This window comes from Streptomyces sp. TS71-3 (genome assembly GCF_018327685.1).
In the GTDB taxonomy this organism is placed as follows: Bacteria; Actinomycetota; Actinomycetes; order Streptomycetales; family Streptomycetaceae; genus Streptomyces.
Map to the genome: position 1 here is coordinate 2820967 of NZ_BNEL01000003.1, position 19343 is coordinate 2840309.

Genomic DNA, 19343 nt, shown 5'->3' on the forward strand with positions numbered 1-19343 from the left:
CCGCCGCCCGGCCGGCGCCCTGCGCCCGGACGGTCAGCGCCCGCCTGGCGCGAGGCGGCGAGCGGGCGCGCCGTCGCGGACGCTCAGCAGGTGTCCCGCATCAGCTGGTCCAGGTCCTGGTCCAGGTCCAGGTGCTGTCCCTCCTCGCCCGCCGGGACCAGCGTGTGGGTGCGCCTGAGGAAGCGGCGCAGCTCGTGGCTGCGGACGTGGACGAGCGCGGTGCCCTCGGGAGCGTGGAACTCCAGGACCGTGCGGTCGTAGCCGTAGGGGCGGATGTGCACGTCGCCCTCGCCGGAGGCGTCCTCCATGCCGTCGTCGAGCAGTTCGCGTGCGAAGGTCCAGCACACCTCGACGCCCTCCAGCGTCGCCGCTGCGGGGAAGGTCATGCGGACGGCGAAGGGGTCGCTCCGGTCGTAGTGCAGCGTGGCGGAGACGGTGGGCATGCGTGGCGCGGCGGCGACCAGGCGGGCCTCTACGGCTTGCTCGATGACGGTGGACATCGCCTGCTCCCTGGTGACGGCTCTACGGCGTGAACGGTGGCTCGCGGTGCGCTGGACGGTCGGACGGCGGGCCGCTGTTCGGCACTGCCCCCTATGAGAAGAGACGGTTGAACGGACGGTTCCGTGCATGCCTCCCCGAGTGACCTCTGTCACCGCGTTCACGCCAGCGGTGGCCCTTCCGGTTCCGGGCGGGGGCCGCGGGAGCGGGCCAACGGGTCCGTACCGCCCGGTATCGGACGGCTCGTCAGGCCCCTGACCGGCCACTCGGCGCCTGGCGGGTCCCGGCGGCGGGCGAGGGCGGCGGAGCGGTCCGTGGCCGAGATCCGCACCCGCGCCCGTCCAAAGGACCCGCGCCGTATCCTCTGACGCACCATGGCCGAAGCGAGTCTCGTACCCGTCCCCGCCGGCTGGCCCGGCACGGAGGAGCACGCCAGGGCCGTCCAGGAGGATCTGCGCGCCCGGGTGGTGGTCGACGAGCCGGGCCCGCCGCCCGGCACCGGCCGGGTGACCGGCGTCGACGTCGCGTACGACGACGAGCGGGACGTCGTCGCGGCGGCGGCCGTGGTCCTCGACGCCGCCACGCTCGACGTCCTGGAGGAGGCCACGGCGGCGAGCCGCGTCGCCTTCCCGTACGTCCCCGGGCTGCTGGCCTTCCGCGAACTGCCCGCCGTGCTCGCCGCCCTGGAATCGCTCGCCGGCGACCCCGGGCTCGTGGTCTGCGACGGCTACGGCAGGGCCCACCCGCGCCGCTTCGGACTCGCCAGCCACCTCGGGGTGCTCACCGGGCTGCCCACCGTCGGCGTCGCCAAGAACCCGTTCACCTTCACGTACGCCGATCCGCCCCCCGCCCGGGGCTCGGTCTCGCCGCTGCTGGACGAGGGGGAGACGGTCGGCCGCGCGCTGCGCACCCAGGAGAGCGTCAAGCCCGTCTTCGTCTCGGTCGGGCACCGCGTGGACCTGGACACCGCCTGCGCCCACACGCTCGCACTCGCGCCCCGCTTCCGGCTCCCCGAGACCACCCGGCGCGCCGACGCCCTCTGCCGCCGCGCACTGCGCGCGGCCACGTCCTAGCCCGGAAAGCGCCACGCGAGCGGCGAGGAAAGCGTGGAAACTGAGCGCTTGCTTGCCCGTGGCTTGTGCGGGCACGGTGCGCCTTCCTAACATCAGCAGTGTTACATCGGTTGTGTCACAGAGCTGGGGGCCCGATGGCGGCGGCAGGGACCGCTCAGGTTCATCAGACGGCAGCGCGCGGCCCGCTGACCGGGGTGCGGGTGGTGGAGCTCGCGGGCATCGGGCCGGCCCCGTTCGCCGGCATGCTCCTCGCGGACCTCGGCGCCGACGTCGTCCGCGTGGACCGCCCCGGCGGCACGGACCTCGCCCTGGACCCCGTCCACGACCTCTGCGGTCGCGGCAAGCGCTCGGTCCTCGTCGACCTCAAGTCCCCCGGCGGCCCGGAACAGCTGCTCGACCTCGTCGCCCGCGCCGACCTGCTGGTCGAGGGCTTCAGGCCGGGCGTCGCCGAGCGCCTCGGCGTCGGCCCGGAACCCTGCCTGGCCCGCAACCCCCGGCTCGTCTACGGCCGGATGACCGGCTGGGGCCAGGACGGCCCGCTGGCCGCCCGCGCCGGTCACGACGTCGCGTACATCGCGCGCACCGGCATCCTCGGCATGATCGGCGGGCCGGACGCGGCGCCCGCCATCCCCGCGAACATCCTCGGCGACTTCGCCGGCGGCTCGCTCTACCTCGTGGTGGGCCTCCTCGCCGCCCTGCACCACGCCCGCGGCACCGGGGCGGGCCAGGTCGTGGACGCCGCGATCGTGGACGGCGCCGCCCACCTGTCCACGATGATCCACGGCATGCTGGCCGCCGGCATCTGGCAGGACAGGCGCGGCGACAACCTGCTCGACGGAGGCTGCCCCTTCTACGGCTGCTACCGCACCGCGGACGGCGGCCACATGGCGGTCGGCGCGCTGGAGCGGCGGTTCTACGACGAGTTCGTCCACCTGCTCGGCCTCGACGGCGAGCTGCCCGACCGGGACGACCAGAGCCGCTGGGACGAGCTGCGCGCGGCGGTCGCCGAGCGCTTCGCGACCCGCACCCGCGCCGAGTGGACGTCGCTCTTCGCGGACTCCGACGCCTGCGTGGCGCCCGTCCTCTCCCTGCGGGAGGCCCCCGGCGACCCGCACCTGGCCGCCCGCGGCACCTTCGTCCACCACGCCGGCATCACCCAGCCCGCCCCCGCCCCCCGCTTCTCGGACACCCCCGCCGCGGTGCGGTCCGCACCCGCGCGCCCGGGCGCCGACACCGCGGGCGTGGCCCGCGACTGGCACGTGCCCGGCCTCACCGCGGCTGACCCCGTACGACCCTGACGACCACCCGAAACCGCCGGCGCAGATCGGCCCAGACAAGCACAGCCAGGCACCGGCCCGAGGAGGCCCCACGATGACCGCGCCCACCGAAGCGTATGTGTACGAGGCGATCCGCACCCCCCGCGGGCGCGGCAAGGCCAACGGCGCGCTGCACGGCACCAAGCCGATCGACCTCGTGGTCGGCCTGATCCACGAGATGCGCTCCCGCTTCCCCGGACTCGACCCGGCCGCCATCGACGACATCGTGCTCGGCGTCGTCAGCCCCGTCGGCGATCAGGGCTCCGACATCGCCAGGATCGCCGCCATCGCCGCCGGCCTGCCCGACACCGTCGCCGGCGTGCAGGAGAACCGCTTCTGTGCCTCCGGCCTGGAGGCCGTCAACCTGGCCGCCATGAAGATCCGCTCCGGCTGGGAGGAACTGGTCCTCGCGGGCGGCGTCGAGTCGATGTCGCGGGTCCCGATCGCGTCGGACGGCGGCGCCTGGTTCGCCGACCCGATGACCAACCTGGCCGCCGGCTTCGTCCCGCAGGGCGTCGGCGCCGACCTCATCGCCACCCTGGACTGCTTCTCGCGGCGGGACGTCGACGAGTTCGCCGCCCTCTCCCAGGAGCGCGCCGCGGCGGCCTGGAAGGACGGGCGGTTCGAGAAGTCCGTGGTGCCGGTGCGGGACGCCGGCGGCCTGGTGGTCCTCGACCACGACGAGCACATGCGCCCCGGCACCACCGCCGACACGCTGGCCAGGCTGAAGCCGTCGTTCGCCGACATCGGCGAGCTGGGCGGCTTCGACGCGGTGGCCCTCCAGAAGTACCACTGGGTGGAGGCCATCGACCACGTCCACCACGCCGGCAACTCCTCCGGCATCGTGGACGGCGCCGCGCTGGTCGCCGTCGGCTCCAAGGCGGCGGGGGAGCGGTACGGCCTTCGGCCCCGCGCCCGGATCGTCTCGGCGGCCGTCTCCGGGTCGGAGCCCACCATCATGCTCACCGGGCCCGCGCCCGCCACCCGAAAGGCGCTCGCCAAGGCCGGCCTGACCATCGACGACATCGACCTCGTCGAGATCAACGAGGCCTTCGCCGCCGTGGTGCTCCGCTACGTCAAGGAGATGGGGCTCTCGCTCGACCGGGTGAACGTGAACGGCGGCGCGATCGCCCTGGGCCACCCGCTCGGCGCCACCGGCGCCATGATCCTCGGCACCCTCGTCGACGAGCTGGAGCGCCAGGACAAGCGCTACGGGCTGGCCACCCTCTGCGTCGGCGGCGGCATGGGCGTCGCCACCGTCGTCGAGCGCCTGTGACCCGGACACCGAGCCCGCCCCGCCCCGAGCGGTGTCGCCCGACCTCCCGCCCCACCCTCACGGAGAAAGCCAGATGAGCGAGTCAGCAATGCCCGCAGAGCCGTCCCCGTCCGCAGCGGCGCCCGCACCCCCGGAGCACCCGGCCGTGCGCTGGGAACAGGACGACACCGGCGTGGTCACCCTCGTCCTCGACGACCCCGGCCAGTCCGCCAACACCATGAACGAGGTCTTCATCACCTCGCTCTCCGCCGTCGCCGACCGGCTGGAGGCCGAACGGGACAGCGTGCGGGGCATCGTCGTCACCTCCGCCAAGAAGACCTTCTTCGCCGGCGGGGACCTGCGCGACCTGCTGGCGGTGCGGCCCGAGGACGTCCAGGAAGCGTTCGAGGGGAGCATGCGCGTCAAGCGCGACCTGCGCCGCATCGAGACCCTCGGCAAGCCGGTCGTCGCCGCGCTGGGCGGCGCGGCCCTGGGCGGCGGCTACGAGATCGCCCTCGCCTGCCACCACCGCATCGCGCTCGACGCGCCCGGCTCGCGGATCGGCCTGCCGGAGGTCACCCTCGGCCTGCTGCCCGCGGGCGGCGGCGTGGTGCGCACGGTGCGCCTGCTCGGCATCGCCGACGCGCTGCTCAAGGTGCTCATCCAGGGCAACCGGCACAGCCCCCGAAAGGCCCTGGAAGCCGGTCTGGTGCACGAGGTCGCCGCCACCCGCGAGGAGATGCTCGCCAAGGCCCGCGCCTTCATCGACGCCCACCCGGAGTCGCAGCAGCCCTGGGACACCCCCGGGTACCGCATCCCCGGCGGTACCCCCGCGCAGCCCAAGTTCGCCGCGAACCTCCCCGCGTTCCCCGCCAACCTGCGCAAGCAGACCGGCGGCGCCCCCTATCCGGCGCCGCGGGCGATCCTGGCCGCCGCCGTCGAGGGCGCCCAGGTCGACTTCGCGACGGCCGAGACGATCGAGGCCCGCTACTTCGCGGGCCTGGTCACCGGCCAGACCGCGAAGAACATGATCCAGGCCTTCTTCTTCGACCTCCAGGCCGTCAACTCCGGCGCGAGCAGGCCCTCGGGCATCGAGCCGGCCACGGTACGGAAGGTCGCGGTCCTCGGCGCCGGCATGATGGGCGCGGGAATCGCCTACGCCTGCGCGCGGGCCGGCATCGACGTCGTCCTCAAGGACGTCGCCGCCGAGACCGCGGCGCGGGGCAAGGGCTACTCGGAGAAGCTGTGCGCCAAGGCCGTCGAACGGGGCCGCACCACCCAGGAGAAGGCCGACGCGCTGCTCGCCCGGATCACCCCCACGGCCGACCCCCAGGACGTCGCCGGGTGCGACGCCGTGATCGAGGCGGTGTTCGAGGACCCCGCGCTCAAGCACAAGGTGTTCCAGGAGATCCAGGGCATCGTCGAGCCCGACGCGCTGCTCTGCTCCAACACCTCCACGCTGCCCATCGGCCTGCTGGCCGAGGGCGTGCAGCGGCCCGCCGACTTCATCGGGCTGCACTTCTTCTCGCCCGTCGACAAGATGCCGCTGGTCGAGATCATCAGGGGCGAGCGGACCTCTAAGGGCGCGGTGGCCCGCGCCTTCGACCTGGTCCGGCAGATCAACAAGACCCCCATCGTGGTCCACGACTCCCGCGGCTTCTTCACTTCGCGCGTCATCGGGCAGTTCATCAACGAGGGCGTGGCCATGGTCGGCGAGGGCATCGAGCCCGCCTCCGTCGAGCAGGCAGCGGCCCAGGCCGGCTACCCGGCCAAGGTGCTCTCCCTGATGGACGAGCTCACCCTCACCCTGCCCCGCAGGATCCGCGACGAGTCCCGGCGCGCCGTCGAGGACGCCGGCGGCGCCTGGCAGCCGCACCCCGCCGAGGCGGTCATCGACCGGATGGTCGACGAGTTCGGCCGTCCGGGCAGGAGCGGAGGCGCCGGCTTCTACGACTACGAGGACGGCCGCCGCGCCCGGCTCTGGCCTGGCCTGCGCGAGCACTTCACCCGTACCGGAGACGATGCCCCCGAGGTGCCGTTCCACGACATGCAGGAGCGGATGCTCTTCTCCGAGGCGCTGGACACCGTGCGGCTGCTGGAGGAGGGCGTGCTGACCTCGGTGGCCGACGCGAACATCGGCTCGATCCTGGGCATCGGCTTCCCCGGCTGGACCGGTGGAGTGCTCCAGTACATCAACGGCTACGAGGGCGGGCCCGCCGGTTTCGTGGCCCGTGCCAGGGAGCTGGCGGAGCGGTACGGCGAGCGGTTCGCGCCGCCGGCGCTGCTGGTGGAGAAGGCCGAGCGGGGGGAGCGCTTCAGCGACTCGCGGTAACCCCCGCTTCCCCGCGCCCTCCGGGCGGGGCGGCCCCGGCACGGTGCCCTCCGGGCGGGGGCGGCCCAGGTGCCCCCGGGGGGGGCGGCTGTATGTGGGGCTGCGCCTCGGCTGCCCAGGGGGGCTGTGTCGATGTGCGGCTCCGCCGCGTGGGCGCGCTCAGCTACGACGTGACCGTCGGGTCGTCACCGTCCCGAGGGGGCTGGCCCTGCCGTGTCCGGACCACCGGCCGGTGGGTGGTTGCTCGCGCCCACGCGGCGGAGCCGCATATGCAGTCCAGCACCCTTTCAGGGCGCCACCGTCCGGGAGGGCTGTTTCGGTCGTGTCCGGATCGTCCGCCGGTGGTGGTTGCTCGCGCAGTTCCCCGCGCCCCTACCGAGGGCCGGGGGCGCCCCTCACGTCTCCTTCAGCCACTCCCGGACCTCCTGCTGGAGCGAGCGCTGAAACGCCGTCACCAGCGCCTGCACCACCAGCGGCTGCATGTGCGCCGACAGCGACCGCACCGCCGCCGCCCGCTCGGGGTCCGTCCCGCTGTCCGGCCGCGGCTCGCCCACCTCGTCCCTGAGCAGCCGGGACAGTGCCGCGGCCGCGGCACGGCTGTGCTCCAGCAGCACGGCGCGGGCCGCGAGGATCGTCTCGTGCGCGATCGGCACGTCCAGCAACTGCAGGCCCAGGCCCAGCAGCCCCCGGTCCACCCGGAACGACTCCTGCTCCCCGGACCGTGCGATCACCTCGAAGGCCGCGAGCCGCTGGAGATCACCGTCGGTGAGGGCGCGCCCGGCGCGGCGTTCCAGCTCCGCGCGTGACATCTCCTCCGCCCCCTCGGGCGCCCAGGACGCCACCAGAGCGCGGTGGATCGCCAGGTCGTGGGCGCTGAGGTCGGCCGGCAGCCGCTCCAGGTAGCGCTCGATGGCGGCCAGCGTCATCCCCTGGTGCTGGAGCTCCTCGATCAGCGCAAGCCGCGACAGGTGCTCCTGCCCGTACCGGCCGACCCTGCGTGGGCCTATCACCGGCGGCGGCAGCAGGCCACGGGTGCTGTAGAAGCGCACGGTGCGCACGGTGACACCCGCGCGCGCCGCCAGCTCGTCGACCGTCAGCGTCGGCTGCTGTGCCTCGGTGGTCACGACGGCCTGCCCTCCTTCCCGGTGTGCGGCGAGCGTTGCCCGGCGATCCGGTGCAACAGTATTGCTGTCTCACCAGTAATGTGAATGCTCCATACAGGCCTCTGACCAGCATGTGAGAACTCCCGTCGTGTGATCGGCGCCACCGCGCGCGGCGCGGTCACCCGGAAGGGCGCCCCCGTCGGTCCTGCCGTCCGAAGGGGCGCCACGCCATGTCAGGCGCGTCGTGCCGGTGTGCCACCGGCCCTGGCACACCCCCACACGGACGATCCCCGGCGCGCGGAACCGGCGCACCAGAAAGTGAAAGCCCCCCTTGAGCGAGAACCCCGAAGACCCCGGGCCAGACGCGGACACGGACCGCTCCGGGGACATGGCAGCAGCGGTCACCCGTGTCGAGGCCACCCGCGGGCCCGGGGACGCGGGCGACGCGGGCTACCGCAAGGGCCTCAAGGCCCGCCATGTGAACATGATCGCCATCGGCGGAGCGATCGGAACCGGGCTCTTCCTCGGCGCCGGCGGCCGCCTGCACTCGGCGGGCCCCGCGCTCGCCCTCGCCTACCTCGTCTGCGGTGTCTTCGCGTTCTGCGTGGTCCGGGCCCTCGGCGAGCTGGTCCTCTACCGTCCCTCGTCCGGCTCCTTCGTGTCGTACGCCCGCGAGTTCCTCGGTGAGAAGGGTGCCTACACCGCCGGGTGGATGTACTTCCTCAACTGGTCCACCACCGGCGTCGCGGACATCACCGCGATCGCGCTCTACACCCACTTCTGGGCGGTCTTCACCCCGGTGCCGCAGTGGGTGCTGGCGCTGATCGCGCTCGCCGTGGTGCTCACGGTCAACCTGATCTCCGTCCGGATCTTCGGCGAGATGGAGTTCTGGTTCGCGATCATCAAGGTCGCGGCCCTGGCGGGCTTCATGCTCATCGGCATCTTCCTGCTGATGACGCGGCACCCGGTGGACGGCCGCGCCCCCGGCCTCGGCGTGATCACCCAGCACGGCGGCCTGCTGCCGAACGGGCTGATGCCCGCCGTCATCGTCATGCAGGGCGTGGTCTTCGCCTACGCGTCGCTGGAGCTGGTCGGCGTCGCCGCGGGCGAGACGGCGGAGCCCCAGAAGGTGGTGCCGCGCGCCGTGAACTCCATCATGTGGCGGGTCGGCCTCTTCTACGTCGGCTCGGTGGTCCTGCTGGCGCTGCTGCTGCCCGGGACCCTCTACTCGGCCGACGAGAGCCCCTTCGTCACGGTGCTCTCGAAGATCGGCATCCCGGCCGCCGGCGACGTGATGAACCTCGTCGTGCTCACCGCCGCCATGTCCAGCCTGAACTCCGGCCTGTACTCCACCGGCCGCATCCTGCGCTCCATGGCGAGCGCCGGATCCGCCCCGCGTGCCACGGCCCGGATGAACGGCAACCAGGTGCCCTACGGCGGCATCATGCTCACCTGCGCGGTGTGCGTGGCGGGTGTCGGGCTGAACTACCTGGTGCCGGCCGACGCCTTCGAGATCGTCCTGAACATCGCCTCGCTCGGCATCATCAGCACCTGGGTGATCATCATGGTCTGCCACCTCGCCTTCGTGCGGCGCGCCAAGGAGGGGCTCCTCGAACGGCCGCACTTCCGCCTGCCCGGCAGCCCGGTCACCGAGATCGTCACCATCGCCTTCCTGATCTCCGTCCTCGTCCTGATGGGCAAGGATCCGGAGGTGGGCCGCAAGACGCTCTACCTGATCCCGTTCGTCGTGGCGGCCCTGGTGGTCGGCTGGTTCAGGGTGCGCAAACGGGTCGCCGAGGTGGCGGGCCGGGGGCCCGGCAGCGGTCCGGGCGGTGGCCGTGGCGGCGGTCCGGGAGGCGGCTTCGGTGGTGGTCCCGGTGGTGGTCTCGGCGGTGGGCCCGGGGGCGGTGCGGACGGCGGTCAGGGCGGGCCGAAGGGCTCCTGACGATCGGGAACGGGGCCGTCGCCGTCCGTCGTTTCCGGGCCGTCCGCGGCCGTGCTCATACTGGACGTGAGGACGGACGACGCCGACGGCGGCCGCGGCCGATGCCGGCCACTCCCGGGCCTTCGGGCCTCCCGGGCCTCCCGGGACAGGGAACCGGCGACCGGCCGGGCGCGGATCCGGAGTGCACCATGTCCGGGCACGAACCCGCACAGGCACACATACCGCAGACCAGGCCGGGCGACAGCGGCGCCGGGCCGGGGCGGCGCGCGGACGACGCGCCCATGCCCCCGCCGCCCGGCGGCATCCTCTGGGAGACGCTGGGCGACATCCGCACCCTGCTGAGCCTGCCCGCGGCATTCACCCTCCAGGTGGCGCACCCGGCGGTCGGGGCCGGGGTGGGCGACCACTCGGTGTTCCGCACCGACCCCTGGGGCCGCGGCGAACGGTCGCTCCGCTCCATGCTGACCTGGGTGTACGGAGGGACGGCCGCCGCCGAGGAGGGGCGCCGGCTCCGCGAGGTGCACGAGAGCATCCACGGCACGGACGCCCACGGCCGCCCGTACCACGCGCTGGATCCCCCCACCTACGCATGGGTGCACGCCACCGGGTTCCCCGTGGCCCGGCGCAGCCACCGCTTCCTGAACCGGCGGCCGTTCACCCGGGCCGAGGAGGACCGGATGTACGCGGAGTGGCGGCAGGTGGGCCGGGTGCTCGGCATCCACGACGCGGACATGCCGCCGAACGTGGACGCGTTCTGGCCCTACTACCGGAGAGTGGTCCGTGACGAGCTGGAGCTGACGGCGGTGGCCGCGGAACTGGTCGACGTCCACGCTCTCGTACCGCCGCCGGACCGCGGCCCGCGTGCCCTGCGGCGCGTGCTGCGCGTCCTGTGGCCGGTGCTGTGGCCCCCGGCGGCCCGCTTCCGGCGCTTCCTCACCATCGGCCTGATGCCGCCGGACGCCCGCGAGGCCCTGGGGCTGCCCTGGAGCGACCGGCAGGAACGCCGCCTACGGCGCTTCGGCCGGGCCACGGCCACCGTGGTCCCGCTCCTGCCGGCCCGCCTCCGCTACCTTCCGCAGGCACGCCGCGCCACCGGTTGACGGCCCCTTGAGGGCGCTGCCGCGCCCATCGACAGCGCCCCGCAGGGGCGCGGGGCTCTGTCAGATTTGCGGCTCCGCCGCGTGGGTGCGAGCAGCCATTCACCTGCCGGTGGTCCGGAGGTGACAGCAACTGCCCCCTTGGGGCGGTGGCGACGTGCCGGTCTCGTCGTGGCTGGCCGCTCCCCCACTGCCTTGAGGGCGTGGGAGGTACCCCCATCCCCGCGCCCCTTGGCGGTGGCCGTAGGCCGTCCCGGTGGCTCAGACGGCCCCGTGGGGCCGACCCGCGTGGGCTCGCGCGATCTCGGGCCAGGACTTCGGCTGCGGGACCGCATGCGACCCCGCGAAGCCCATCGCCCGCACCGCGGGCGCCGCCGGCTTCTGCGGCTGGTACAGCCACGTGTCGAAGAGGTCCGCGAGCGGCTTGCCGGACACGCGCTCGGCGTACTTCACGAAGTCGGCCACCTTCGCGTTGCCGTACGCGTGCTCCTTCGGCCACCCCTTGAGTATCGCGAAGAACGCGTCGTCGCCTATCGCGTTGCGCAGGGCCTGGAGCGCCAGCGCCCCCCGGTCGTAGACCGCGTCGTCGAACTGGTGCTCAGCACCGGGGTCGCCGGGGGCGACGGTCCAGAACGGGTCGTCCGCCGGGTGCTGGGCGTACACGTAGTCCGCCAGCTCCTGGGCCGTCCCCTCGCCCTCCTTCTCCGACCAGAGCCATTCGGCGTACGAGGCGAATCCCTCGTTCAGCCAGATGTCCGCCCACCCGTGGACCGACACGTCGTCGCCGTACCACTGGTGCGCCAGCTCGTGCACGACCACGGAGACGTTCGAGCCCTTGGCGAAGAACTTGGGGCTGTAGAACGGACGGGTCTGCGTCTCCAGGGCGAAACCGCTGGTCACATCCGGGACGTAGCCGCCGACGGCGTTGAAGGGGTAGGGGCCGAAGACGCCTTCCAGGAACTCCACGGCCTCGGTGGTCCGCCCCACGGAGGCCCGCGCCGCGGCCTTCGTGGCCGGGTCCAGGTTCTTGCCGTAGGCGTTGATCACGGGCAGCCCGTTCGCGGTCGTGCCCGTCTCGACGTCGAACTTCCCGACCGCGAGGGTCGCCAGGTAGGTGGCCTGGGGCTTGTCGGAGCGCCAGTTGTAGCGGGTCCAGCCGAGCTGCGAGGTGGTCGAGGTGAGCACACCGTTGGAGATCGCCTGGGTGCCGTCGGGCACCGCGACCGACACGTCGTACGTGGCCTTGTCGAGCGGGTGGTCGTTGGAGGGGAACCACCACGCCGCCGACTCCGGCTCGTTCGCCGCGACCCCTCCGTCCGCGGTGCGCGTCCAGGAGGTGAAGCCGAAGAGCTTCACCTTCGACGGCTGGCCGGAGTAGCGCACCACGACCGTGATCGGGGTGCCCTTCGGCAGCCCCGCGACCGGGGTGATCTGGAGCTCCTCGTCGCCGGTGGTGGTGAAGGCGGCCTTGATGCCGTTGACGCGCACCTCGCTGACCTTGAGGCCGAAGTCGAGGTCGAAGCGGGACAGGTCCTGCGTGGTGGTGGCGAGGATGGTCGCCGTCCCGTCCAGCTGGTCCGTCTCGGGCTGGTACTTCAGGCGGAGGTCGTAGTGCGAGACGTCGTAACCGCCGTTGCCGTAGACCGGGTAGTAGGGATCGCCGATACCCGGGGCGCCGGGCGTGTAGCTGGCCGCCGACGCCGGGATCGCCAGCATCAGGGAGACCGCCAGAGCGCCCGGGACGATGAGTCTGCGGTACACGAAAGCTCCAAGTCGTAGAGGGGCCAGGTCTGTTGAATCCGACCTTATTGAGCCCTGAACAACCGGTCATGTCCATGGCCCCATATGTCACAAGCCCGCCATACGCAGGCCACAGGCCCAGAAAACCGCTGCGCCCCAGGTATCCCAGGGAGCGCGGCCGGGACCCTGGGCGGGCGGCCCGAGGGGTTCCGGGCCGCGGTACCTCCCGCCGGTGGGCGCGGCTGCGCGGCCACCGCCGCACGGGATGTGCCCAGGACGCTGTCCCTGGACCGGGGGCCGGGAAGAAACAGGCGGAAACCATGCCGCCGCGGTCGCTAGGATCGACCTTCTGATGACTGCGACCCTCCTCGCCAAGGACCTCGCCGCGGGCCACGGCGACCGTTCCCTCTTCGCCGGGCTCGACCTCGTCGTCGCCCCCGGCGACGTGATCGGCCTGGTCGGCGCCAACGGCGCCGGCAAATCGACCCTGCTGCGCCTGCTCGCCGGCCTGGACACACCCGAGCAGGGCGAGCTCCGCCTGTCACCGCCCACCGCCACGGTGGGCCACCTGCCCCAGGAGCCCGACCGCCGCCCCGGCGAGAGCGTCCGCGCCTTCCTCGCCCGCCGCACCGGCGTGGCCGAGGCGCAGCGCGCCATGGACGCCGCCACCGAGGCCCTGGTCGCCGGCGCGCCGGGCGCCGACGACGCCTATGCCACCGCCCTGGAGCGCTGGCTCGGCCTGGGCGGCGCGGACCTCGACGAGCGTGCCGAGGAGACCGCCGACGCGCTCGGCCTCGCCATCGGCCTCGACCAGCCGATGACGTCCCTCTCCGGCGGCCAGGCCGCCCGCGCCTCGCTGGCCTCCCTGCTGCTCTCCCGCTACGACGTCTTCCTGCTCGACGAGCCCACCAACGACCTGGACCTGGACGGCCTGGAGCGCCTGGAGAGGTTCGTCGGAGGCTTGCGCGCCGGAACGGTGCTCGTCAGCCACGACCGCGAGTTCCTCACCCGTACCGTCACCAAGGTGCTGGAGCTCGACCTCGCCCAGCGGCAGATCAACCTCTTCGGCGGCGGATACGAGGCCTACCTGGAGGAACGCGAGACGGCCCGGCGGCACGCGCGCGAGGAGTTCGAGGAGTACGCGGACAAGAAGGCCGCGCTGGAGGGCCGGGCCCGGATGCAGCGCTCCTGGATGGACAAGGGCGTCAAGAACGCCCGCCGCAAGGCACCGGACAACGACAAGATCGGCCGGAAGTTCCGCACCGAGTCGAGCGAGAAGCAGGCCGCCAAGGCCCGCCAGACCCAGCGCCTCATCGAGCGGCTCGACGTCGTGGAGGAGCCCCGCAAGGAGTGGGAGCTGCGCATGGAGATCGCGGCGGCGCCCCGCTCCGGAGACGTGGTCGCGACGCTCCGGGACGCCGAGGTGCGCCGCGGCGACTTCCACTTCGGCCCGGCGACGCTCCAGGTCGACTGGGCGGACCGGATCGCGATCACCGGGGCCAACGGCTCGGGCAAGTCCACGCTGCTCGGTGCCCTGCTGGGCCGCATCCCGCTGGCCTCGGGGCACGCGGCGCTGGGCTCCGGGGTGGTGGTCGGCGAGGTGGACCAGGCACGGGCGCTCTTCCACGGCCCCGAGACGCTGCTGGACGCCTTCCGTGCCGCGGTGCCCGACATGGACCCCGCGGGCGTGCGCACCCTGCTGGCCAAGTTCGGGCTGAAGGCCGACCACGTACTGCGCCCGGCCGCCACCCTCTCGCCCGGCGAGCGTACCCGCGCGGCCCTCGCGCTCCTCCAGGGCCGCGGCGTCAACCTCCTCGTCCTGGACGAGCCCACCAACCACCTCGACCTGCCGGCGATCGAACAGCTCGAATCCGCCCTCGCAGGCTACCGGGGCACGCTGCTGCTCGTCACCCACGACCGCCGCATGCTGGACGCGGTCCACACCGCCCGCCGCATCGACGTGACCGCCGGCAAGATCACCGAACTCTGAAGCCCGGAACGACCGCGGTCCGGCCGGCGTCGGAGGTGACGGAGGTCCGGCCGGGCGCCGGCGGCAGCGAGGCGGCACGGGGGCGTGTCGGCCGGCCACGGGGTTCAGGTCGCGCGGCGCTGAAACACGGCCCTGCCTGCCGGTACCAGCGAGCGTGACGCCCTCGCAGGCCCCTGCGCCGGCACGCAACCCGCTCGTGGGCCCGTGGGTATCCGGGACACGGCCGGCGCGGGCGATCCGTAGAGCCCCCGCGCCGGCCGTCCCCGCTCCGCCTACCGCTTGGGATCCACCAGGCCGGCCCGCCGCAGCGCGTCGGCCATCGCGCTGTTCGCCGGGGCCGGCGTGCCCTGGCGGCCGCGGCCCTGCTGGCCGCCCTGACGGCCGCCGCCCTGCTGGCCGCCCTGACGGCCGCCGCCCTGACGGCCGCCGCCTCCGCCTCCGCCGCCCTGGCGGTTGCCGCGTCCCCGCCCGCCGCCGGAGGACGGCGCGGCGGCGCCCGCCTCGTCGTCGAGCCGGAGCGTCAGCGAGATCCGCTTGCGCGGGATGTCGACGTCGAGCACCTTCACCCGCACGATGTCACCCGACTTGACGACGTCCCGCGGGTCCTTGACGAACGTCTTGGACATCGCCGAGACGTGCACCAGGCCGTCCTGGTGGACGCCGACGTCCACGAACGCGCCGAACGCCGCGACGTTGGTGACGACCCCCTCCAGCACCATGCCCTGGGTCAGGTCCGCGATCTTCTCGACGCCCTCCTTGAACGTGGCCGTCTTGAAGGCCGGACGCGGGTCCCGCCCCGGCTTCTCCAGCTCGCGGAGGATGTCCGTCACGGTCGGCAGGCCGAAGGTGTCGTCCACGAAGTCGTCCGGCCTGAGCGAGCGCAGCGTGGCCGTGTCGCCGATCAGTGAGGCCACCTCGCCGCCGCTCTTCTGCACCATCCGGCGCACGACCGGGTACGCCTCGGGGTGCACGCTGGACCCGTCCAGGGGGTCGTCGCCACCGCGGATGCGCAGGAAGCCCGCGCACTGCTCGTACGCCTTGGGGCCGAGCCGCGAGACGTCCTTCAGGGCGGTGCGGGAGCGGAACGGGCCGTTCGCGTCGCGGTGCGAGACGATGTTCTCCGCGAGACCGCCGCCGATGCCGGAGACCCGGGCCAGGAGCGGGGCCGAGGCGGTGTTCACGTCCACGCCGACGCCGTTCACGCAGTCCTCCACGACCGCGTCCAGCGAGTGCGACAGCTTCACCTCGGAGAGGTCGTGCTGGTACTGGCCCACGCCGATCGACTTCGGGTCGATCTTCACCAGCTCCGCGAGCGGGTCCTGGAGCCGGCGCGCGATGGACACCGCGCCGCGCAGCGAGACGTCCATGTCCGGCAGCTCCTGCGACGCGAACGCGGAGGCCGAGTACACCGAGGCGCCCGCCTCAGAGACCATCACCTTCGTGAGCTTCAGGTCGGGGTGCCGGGAGATCAGGTCTCCGGCGAGCTTGTCGGTCTCGCGGGACGCCGTGCCGTTGCCGATCGCGATCAGCTCGACGGCGTGCTCCTTGGCGAGCTTCGCCAGCTTGGCGATGGACTCGTCCCACCTGTTCTGCGGGACGTGCGGCTGGATCACGTCGGTGGCGACCACCTTGCCGGTGGCGTCCACCACGGCGACCTTCACGCCGGTGCGGAACCCGGGGTCGAGGCCAAGGGTCGCGCGCGTGCCCGCGGGGGCGGCCAGCAGCAGGTCGCGGAGGTTGGTGGCGAAGACCTGCACCGCCTCGTCCTCCGCGGCGGTGCGCAGCCGCATCCGCAGGTCGAGGCCGAGGCGCACCAGGATGCGGGTCCGCCACGCCCAGCGAACCGTCTCGCCCAGCCACTTGTCCGCGGGCCTGCCGCGCTCGGCGATACCGAACCGCGAGGCGATGATGGGCTCGTACGACGAGGTGGCGGCGGAGGCCGCGGCGGTGGCCGCGTCCTCCTGCGAGGGCTCCTCGGGCTCCAGGACGAGGTCGAGGACCTCCTCCTTCTCGCCGCGCAGCATCGCGAGGACGCGGTGCGAGGGGAGCTCGGTGAACGGCTCGGCGAAGTCGAAGTAGTCGGAGAACTTGGCGCCGGCCTCCTCCTTGCCCTCGCGCACGCGGGCGGCCAGCCGCCCGCGGCCCCACATCCGCTCGCGCAGCTCGCCGATCAGGTCGGCGTCCTCCGAGAACCGCTCGGCCAGGATCGCCCGCGCGCCCTCCAGCGCGGCCGCCGGGTCGGGCACGCCCTTCTCCTCGTCGACGAACGCCGCGGCGGCGGCCGTCGGATCCACCGACGGGTCGCCGAGGAGGCCGTCCGCTAGGGGTTCGAGCCCCGCTTCACGGGCGATCTGGGCCTTGGTGCGCCGCTTGGGCTTGAAGGGGAGGTAGATGTCCTCCAGGCGCGCCTTGGTCTCCGCCGAGCGGATCTGCGCCTCCAGCTCCTCGGTGAGCTTGCCCTGCTCGCGCACCGAGTCGAGGATCGCGGTCCGGCGCTCCTCCAGCTCACGCAGATAGCGCAACCGCTCGTCGAGCGTGCGCAGCTGCGCGTCGTCGAGCATCTCGGTCGCCTCTTTGCGGTAGCGGGCGATGAAAGGCACCGTCGAACCGCCGTCGAGCAGCTCGACGGCCGCCTTCACCTGCCGCTCCCGTACGCCGAGCTCCTCGGCGATCCTGCCTTCGATGGACCCTACCTGGGGTGCCGCGGGTGTCGTCACGATCCCGTACCGCCTTCTCCACTGTGGTTGCGCGGCAATTGTGGCAGGCGGCACCGACAGCCCGGGCCCAGGGCACCCTCGCGAGCCGCGGGGAACCCGGCGCAGGGCTCAGGCGTCAGATCCGCCGGGTCCGGCCGCCCCGGCCCGCATCGGACAGGCCGCCGAACAGGCGGGCGACCGCGCGGAACGGCAGGGTCACCACCGTTGCGATGGCACCCGCGATCTGGCGCAGTACGTCGGCAATGGCACGTAGCACGAACATCCCCTTCCCTTGTGGTCGCCGCGATCCGCTGCGGATCCGGCGTGGTTCCGGCGCGGGCCCCGGGCCCGTCGTCGACGGGGCGTGGTTCCGGGGCACGCAGGTGCGGGGCCAACGCGACCCCGGCCGGAGGGGATTCGAGTACCTCAGTTGCGGCCGAGCATTCCTTCGGGGAAGGCTCCGGCCGCGAGCGCCGGCATGAGGAAGCCGGTGGCGAGTTCGGTGAGGCGTTCGACACCGGCCGCGCCCAGCCGTTCGTAGGGGCCGCGGTCCAGCCGGTCGGTCTCGACCTCGATGCCCCGGCGGAACTCCACGCCCTCATCGGTCAGCCCGCCGTCGGCGTCGAGCAGCCCGCGCTCCCGCAGGCGCCCGGCCGCCGCGTCCCAGTCGGCCCGGCTCCAGCCGCGGGTGCCGATCGCCCACTTGGGCGACATGCCCTTGCCCGTGGCCGTGTGGGTCATCAGCGCCTCGACGGGGTCGAGTTCCGCGGCGAGGAGTACGGCCAGGTGCGCGTCGCCGCGGTGCTCCCGCAGCAGGGTGGCCGCGTACCAGAACGCGAGGTGCGGCGCGCCGGGCACCGGCAGGTCCGCGTGGGCCGCGTACAGCGGGCGGGCCGGACGGGTGCAGCCCTCGGTGGCGCGGAGCGCCAGGTCGGCCGCCTCTGCCATGGCGGGGGAGCCGACCACCTCGTCACCGAGCAGCCGCCGCAGCGTGGCGTCCACGGCCCGCTCCCGCGCGGCGAGCACCTGCTCCACCGACGCCTTCCGCCACACCCCGGGCAGGTGCCGGGCGACCAGCTCGGGGTTGAAGTTGTAGAACGTGGCCGCAACGGTGCCCGCGCCCACCGGTCCGAGTGCCGCGGCGCGTGCCGCGAGGTAGGCGGCGCTGGGGTCCTCGATGCCCAGTGCGGCCAGCTCGTGGCCGAGATCGGGGGAGAAGTAGTGGGTCGAGTGCAGCGGGTTGACAACGTTGTGGCAGCGGCGCCCGGCGCGCTCGGGCAGCGTTGTGGAGGTCATGGGCTGTCATGTTACTGACTGGTTGGTATGCCCTCCAGTTCGGGGCGGTCCCGGCCGCCAGGGGAACCGCGGTGGCCTGCGCTCCAGGAAGGCGGCCACCCCCTCCGCCGTCTCGCCGCTGGCCCGCGCCTCCTCGGCCCACAGGGCGGCGCGCTCCTGGGGGTACGTCCCACGGTCGTGGGGGAGGCCGGCGATGAACTCCTTGGCGGCCGTCTGGGTCAGTTGCGAACGGGACGCCAGGATCCCGGCGAACTCGGTGACCCGCGCGCCGAGCCGGCCTTCCGGCAGCATCTCGTTCACCAGCCCGGTCCGCAGGGCGCCCGGCGCGTCGATCAACTCGCCTGAGAGGAGAAGGTACTTGGCGGTGGCGCGCCCGACGAGATCGACCAGGCGCCGGGTGCTGCCCGGCGGGTAGACCACGCCGAGGCGGGCCGGGGTGACCCCGAAGAGCGCGTTCTCGTCCGCGAAGCGCAGATCGCAGGCCGCCGCCAGCTGGCAGCCGCCGCCCACGCAGTGGCCGCGCACCGCCGCCAGGGTGGGCCGGGGGAACGCCGCGAGGGCCTCCTCCGCGAGCACGGCGAGCTCAGGAGGTCCCAGGGCGTCCGGCGCCGCGTCCTCCGGCTCCCGCAGCGAGGCGATGTCGGCACCCGAGCAGAAGGTGCCGCCCTCGCCGGTGAGGACCAGGACCCGCACCTCGGGGTCGGCGGCCAGCTTCTCCAGCAGCGGCGGCAGCGCCTGCCACATGCCGGGGGTCATGGCGTTCCGCCTGGCCGGGTGGTGGATGACGACGGTGGCCACACCGGCGTCGACGCTGTGCAGTAGCCGTGGCTCCATGCCCGGATGCTATCGGGGGCCTACCCCCGGCCTCGCTGGTGGCTACGGAGCGTGACGAAAACCCGTACAACCCGAAAAAGACCGCAAGTGGGAGAAACGCGGACAGGACCGTTCACCACACCGTCCCCGCCAGGCGCCGATGGTCGATTCCCGTCGATACACGCCGAC

General features: G+C 73.3%; 14 protein-coding genes. 7 read left to right on the plus strand and 7 right to left on the minus strand.

The annotated features are described in order from the left end of the window. Nucleotides 1–83: 83 nt before the first annotated feature. Nucleotides 84–500, minus strand: a complete 417-nt coding sequence (locus Sm713_RS35945; protein ID WP_212914129.1) for an SsgA family sporulation/cell division regulator — start codon at nucleotides 498–500, stop codon at nucleotides 84–86. A 372-nt stretch (nucleotides 501–872) separates the two neighbouring features. On the opposite strand from Sm713_RS35945, the gene Sm713_RS35950 reads away from it, so the two are divergent. The 4 genes from Sm713_RS35950 to Sm713_RS35965 all read left to right on the plus strand — a co-directional run bounded on the left by Sm713_RS35950 (nucleotide 873) and on the right by Sm713_RS35965 (nucleotide 6474). Then, a complete protein-coding gene (locus Sm713_RS35950) occupies nucleotides 873–1571 on the plus strand; it encodes an endonuclease V (protein WP_212914130.1) in 699 nt (232 codons plus the stop codon). A 134-nt stretch (nucleotides 1572–1705) separates the two neighbouring features. After that, entirely contained in the window at nucleotides 1706–2869 is a 1164-nt protein-coding gene (locus tag Sm713_RS35955; protein WP_212914131.1) for a CaiB/BaiF CoA-transferase family protein, read from the plus strand. A gap of 73 nt (nucleotides 2870–2942) precedes the next feature. Beyond that, nucleotides 2943–4163 carry an acetyl-CoA C-acetyltransferase gene (locus tag Sm713_RS35960; RefSeq protein ID WP_212914132.1) on the plus strand — a complete coding sequence of 407 codons (1221 nt, stop codon included), beginning with the start codon at nucleotides 2943–2945 and terminating at the stop codon, nucleotides 4161–4163. Nucleotides 4164–4251: 88 nt separating this feature from the next. Next, nucleotides 4252–6474, plus strand: a complete 2223-nt coding sequence (locus Sm713_RS35965) for a 3-hydroxyacyl-CoA dehydrogenase NAD-binding domain-containing protein (protein ID WP_212915071.1) — start codon at nucleotides 4252–4254, stop codon at nucleotides 6472–6474. Between the two features lie 395 nt (nucleotides 6475–6869). On the opposite strand, the gene Sm713_RS35970 is transcribed toward Sm713_RS35965, so the two are convergent. Continuing rightward, nucleotides 6870–7598, minus strand: a complete 729-nt coding sequence (locus Sm713_RS35970) for a MerR family transcriptional regulator (protein ID WP_212914133.1) — start codon at nucleotides 7596–7598, stop codon at nucleotides 6870–6872. 367 nt (nucleotides 7599–7965) lie between these two features. Between Sm713_RS35970 and Sm713_RS35975 the strand changes: the two genes are divergently transcribed. Both Sm713_RS35975 and Sm713_RS35980 read left to right on the plus strand, forming a co-directional pair. Further along, complete coding sequence (locus tag Sm713_RS35975; RefSeq protein WP_212914134.1) at nucleotides 7966–9522, plus strand: amino acid permease; 1557 nt, start codon at nucleotides 7966–7968, stop codon at nucleotides 9520–9522. A 281-nt stretch (nucleotides 9523–9803) separates the two neighbouring features. After that, nucleotides 9804–10622: an oxygenase MpaB family protein gene (locus Sm713_RS35980; protein ID WP_249417116.1), complete on the plus strand. Its 819-nt coding sequence runs from the start codon at nucleotides 9804–9806 to the stop codon at nucleotides 10620–10622. 258 nt (nucleotides 10623–10880) lie between these two features. Here Sm713_RS35980 and Sm713_RS35985 read toward each other — a convergent pair whose 3' ends face one another. Then, nucleotides 10881–12380, minus strand: a complete 1500-nt coding sequence (locus tag Sm713_RS35985) for a M1 family metallopeptidase (RefSeq protein ID WP_212914136.1) — start codon at nucleotides 12378–12380, stop codon at nucleotides 10881–10883. A gap of 331 nt (nucleotides 12381–12711) precedes the next feature. Here Sm713_RS35985 and Sm713_RS35990 point away from each other — a divergent pair, with 331 nt between their 5' ends. Further along, the gene (locus tag Sm713_RS35990) at nucleotides 12712–14349 is read left to right on the plus strand and encodes an ABC-F family ATP-binding cassette domain-containing protein (RefSeq protein WP_212914137.1); all 1638 of its coding nucleotides are present in this window, start codon (nucleotides 12712–12714) and stop codon (nucleotides 14347–14349) included. A 272-nt stretch (nucleotides 14350–14621) separates the two neighbouring features. On the opposite strand, the gene Sm713_RS35995 is transcribed toward Sm713_RS35990, so the two are convergent. The 4 genes from Sm713_RS35995 to Sm713_RS36010 all read right to left on the minus strand — a co-directional run bounded on the left by Sm713_RS35995 (nucleotide 14622) and on the right by Sm713_RS36010 (nucleotide 19175). Beyond that, complete coding sequence (locus Sm713_RS35995) at nucleotides 14622–17066, minus strand: Tex family protein (protein WP_212914138.1); 2445 nt, start codon at nucleotides 17064–17066, stop codon at nucleotides 14622–14624. 115 nt (nucleotides 17067–17181) lie between these two features. Continuing rightward, complete coding sequence (locus Sm713_RS36000) at nucleotides 17182–17322, minus strand: LPFR motif small protein (protein ID WP_283249857.1); 141 nt, start codon at nucleotides 17320–17322, stop codon at nucleotides 17182–17184. 149 nt (nucleotides 17323–17471) lie between these two features. Further along, on the minus strand, nucleotides 17472–18341 hold the full coding sequence (locus tag Sm713_RS36005) for a hypothetical protein (RefSeq protein ID WP_212914139.1): 870 nt from the start codon (nucleotides 18339–18341) through the stop codon (nucleotides 17472–17474). A 6-nt stretch (nucleotides 18342–18347) separates the two neighbouring features. Continuing rightward, the gene (locus Sm713_RS36010) at nucleotides 18348–19175 is read right to left on the minus strand and encodes an enoyl-CoA hydratase/isomerase family protein (protein WP_212914140.1); all 828 of its coding nucleotides are present in this window, start codon (nucleotides 19173–19175) and stop codon (nucleotides 18348–18350) included. Nucleotides 19176–19343: the final 168 nt, after the last annotated feature.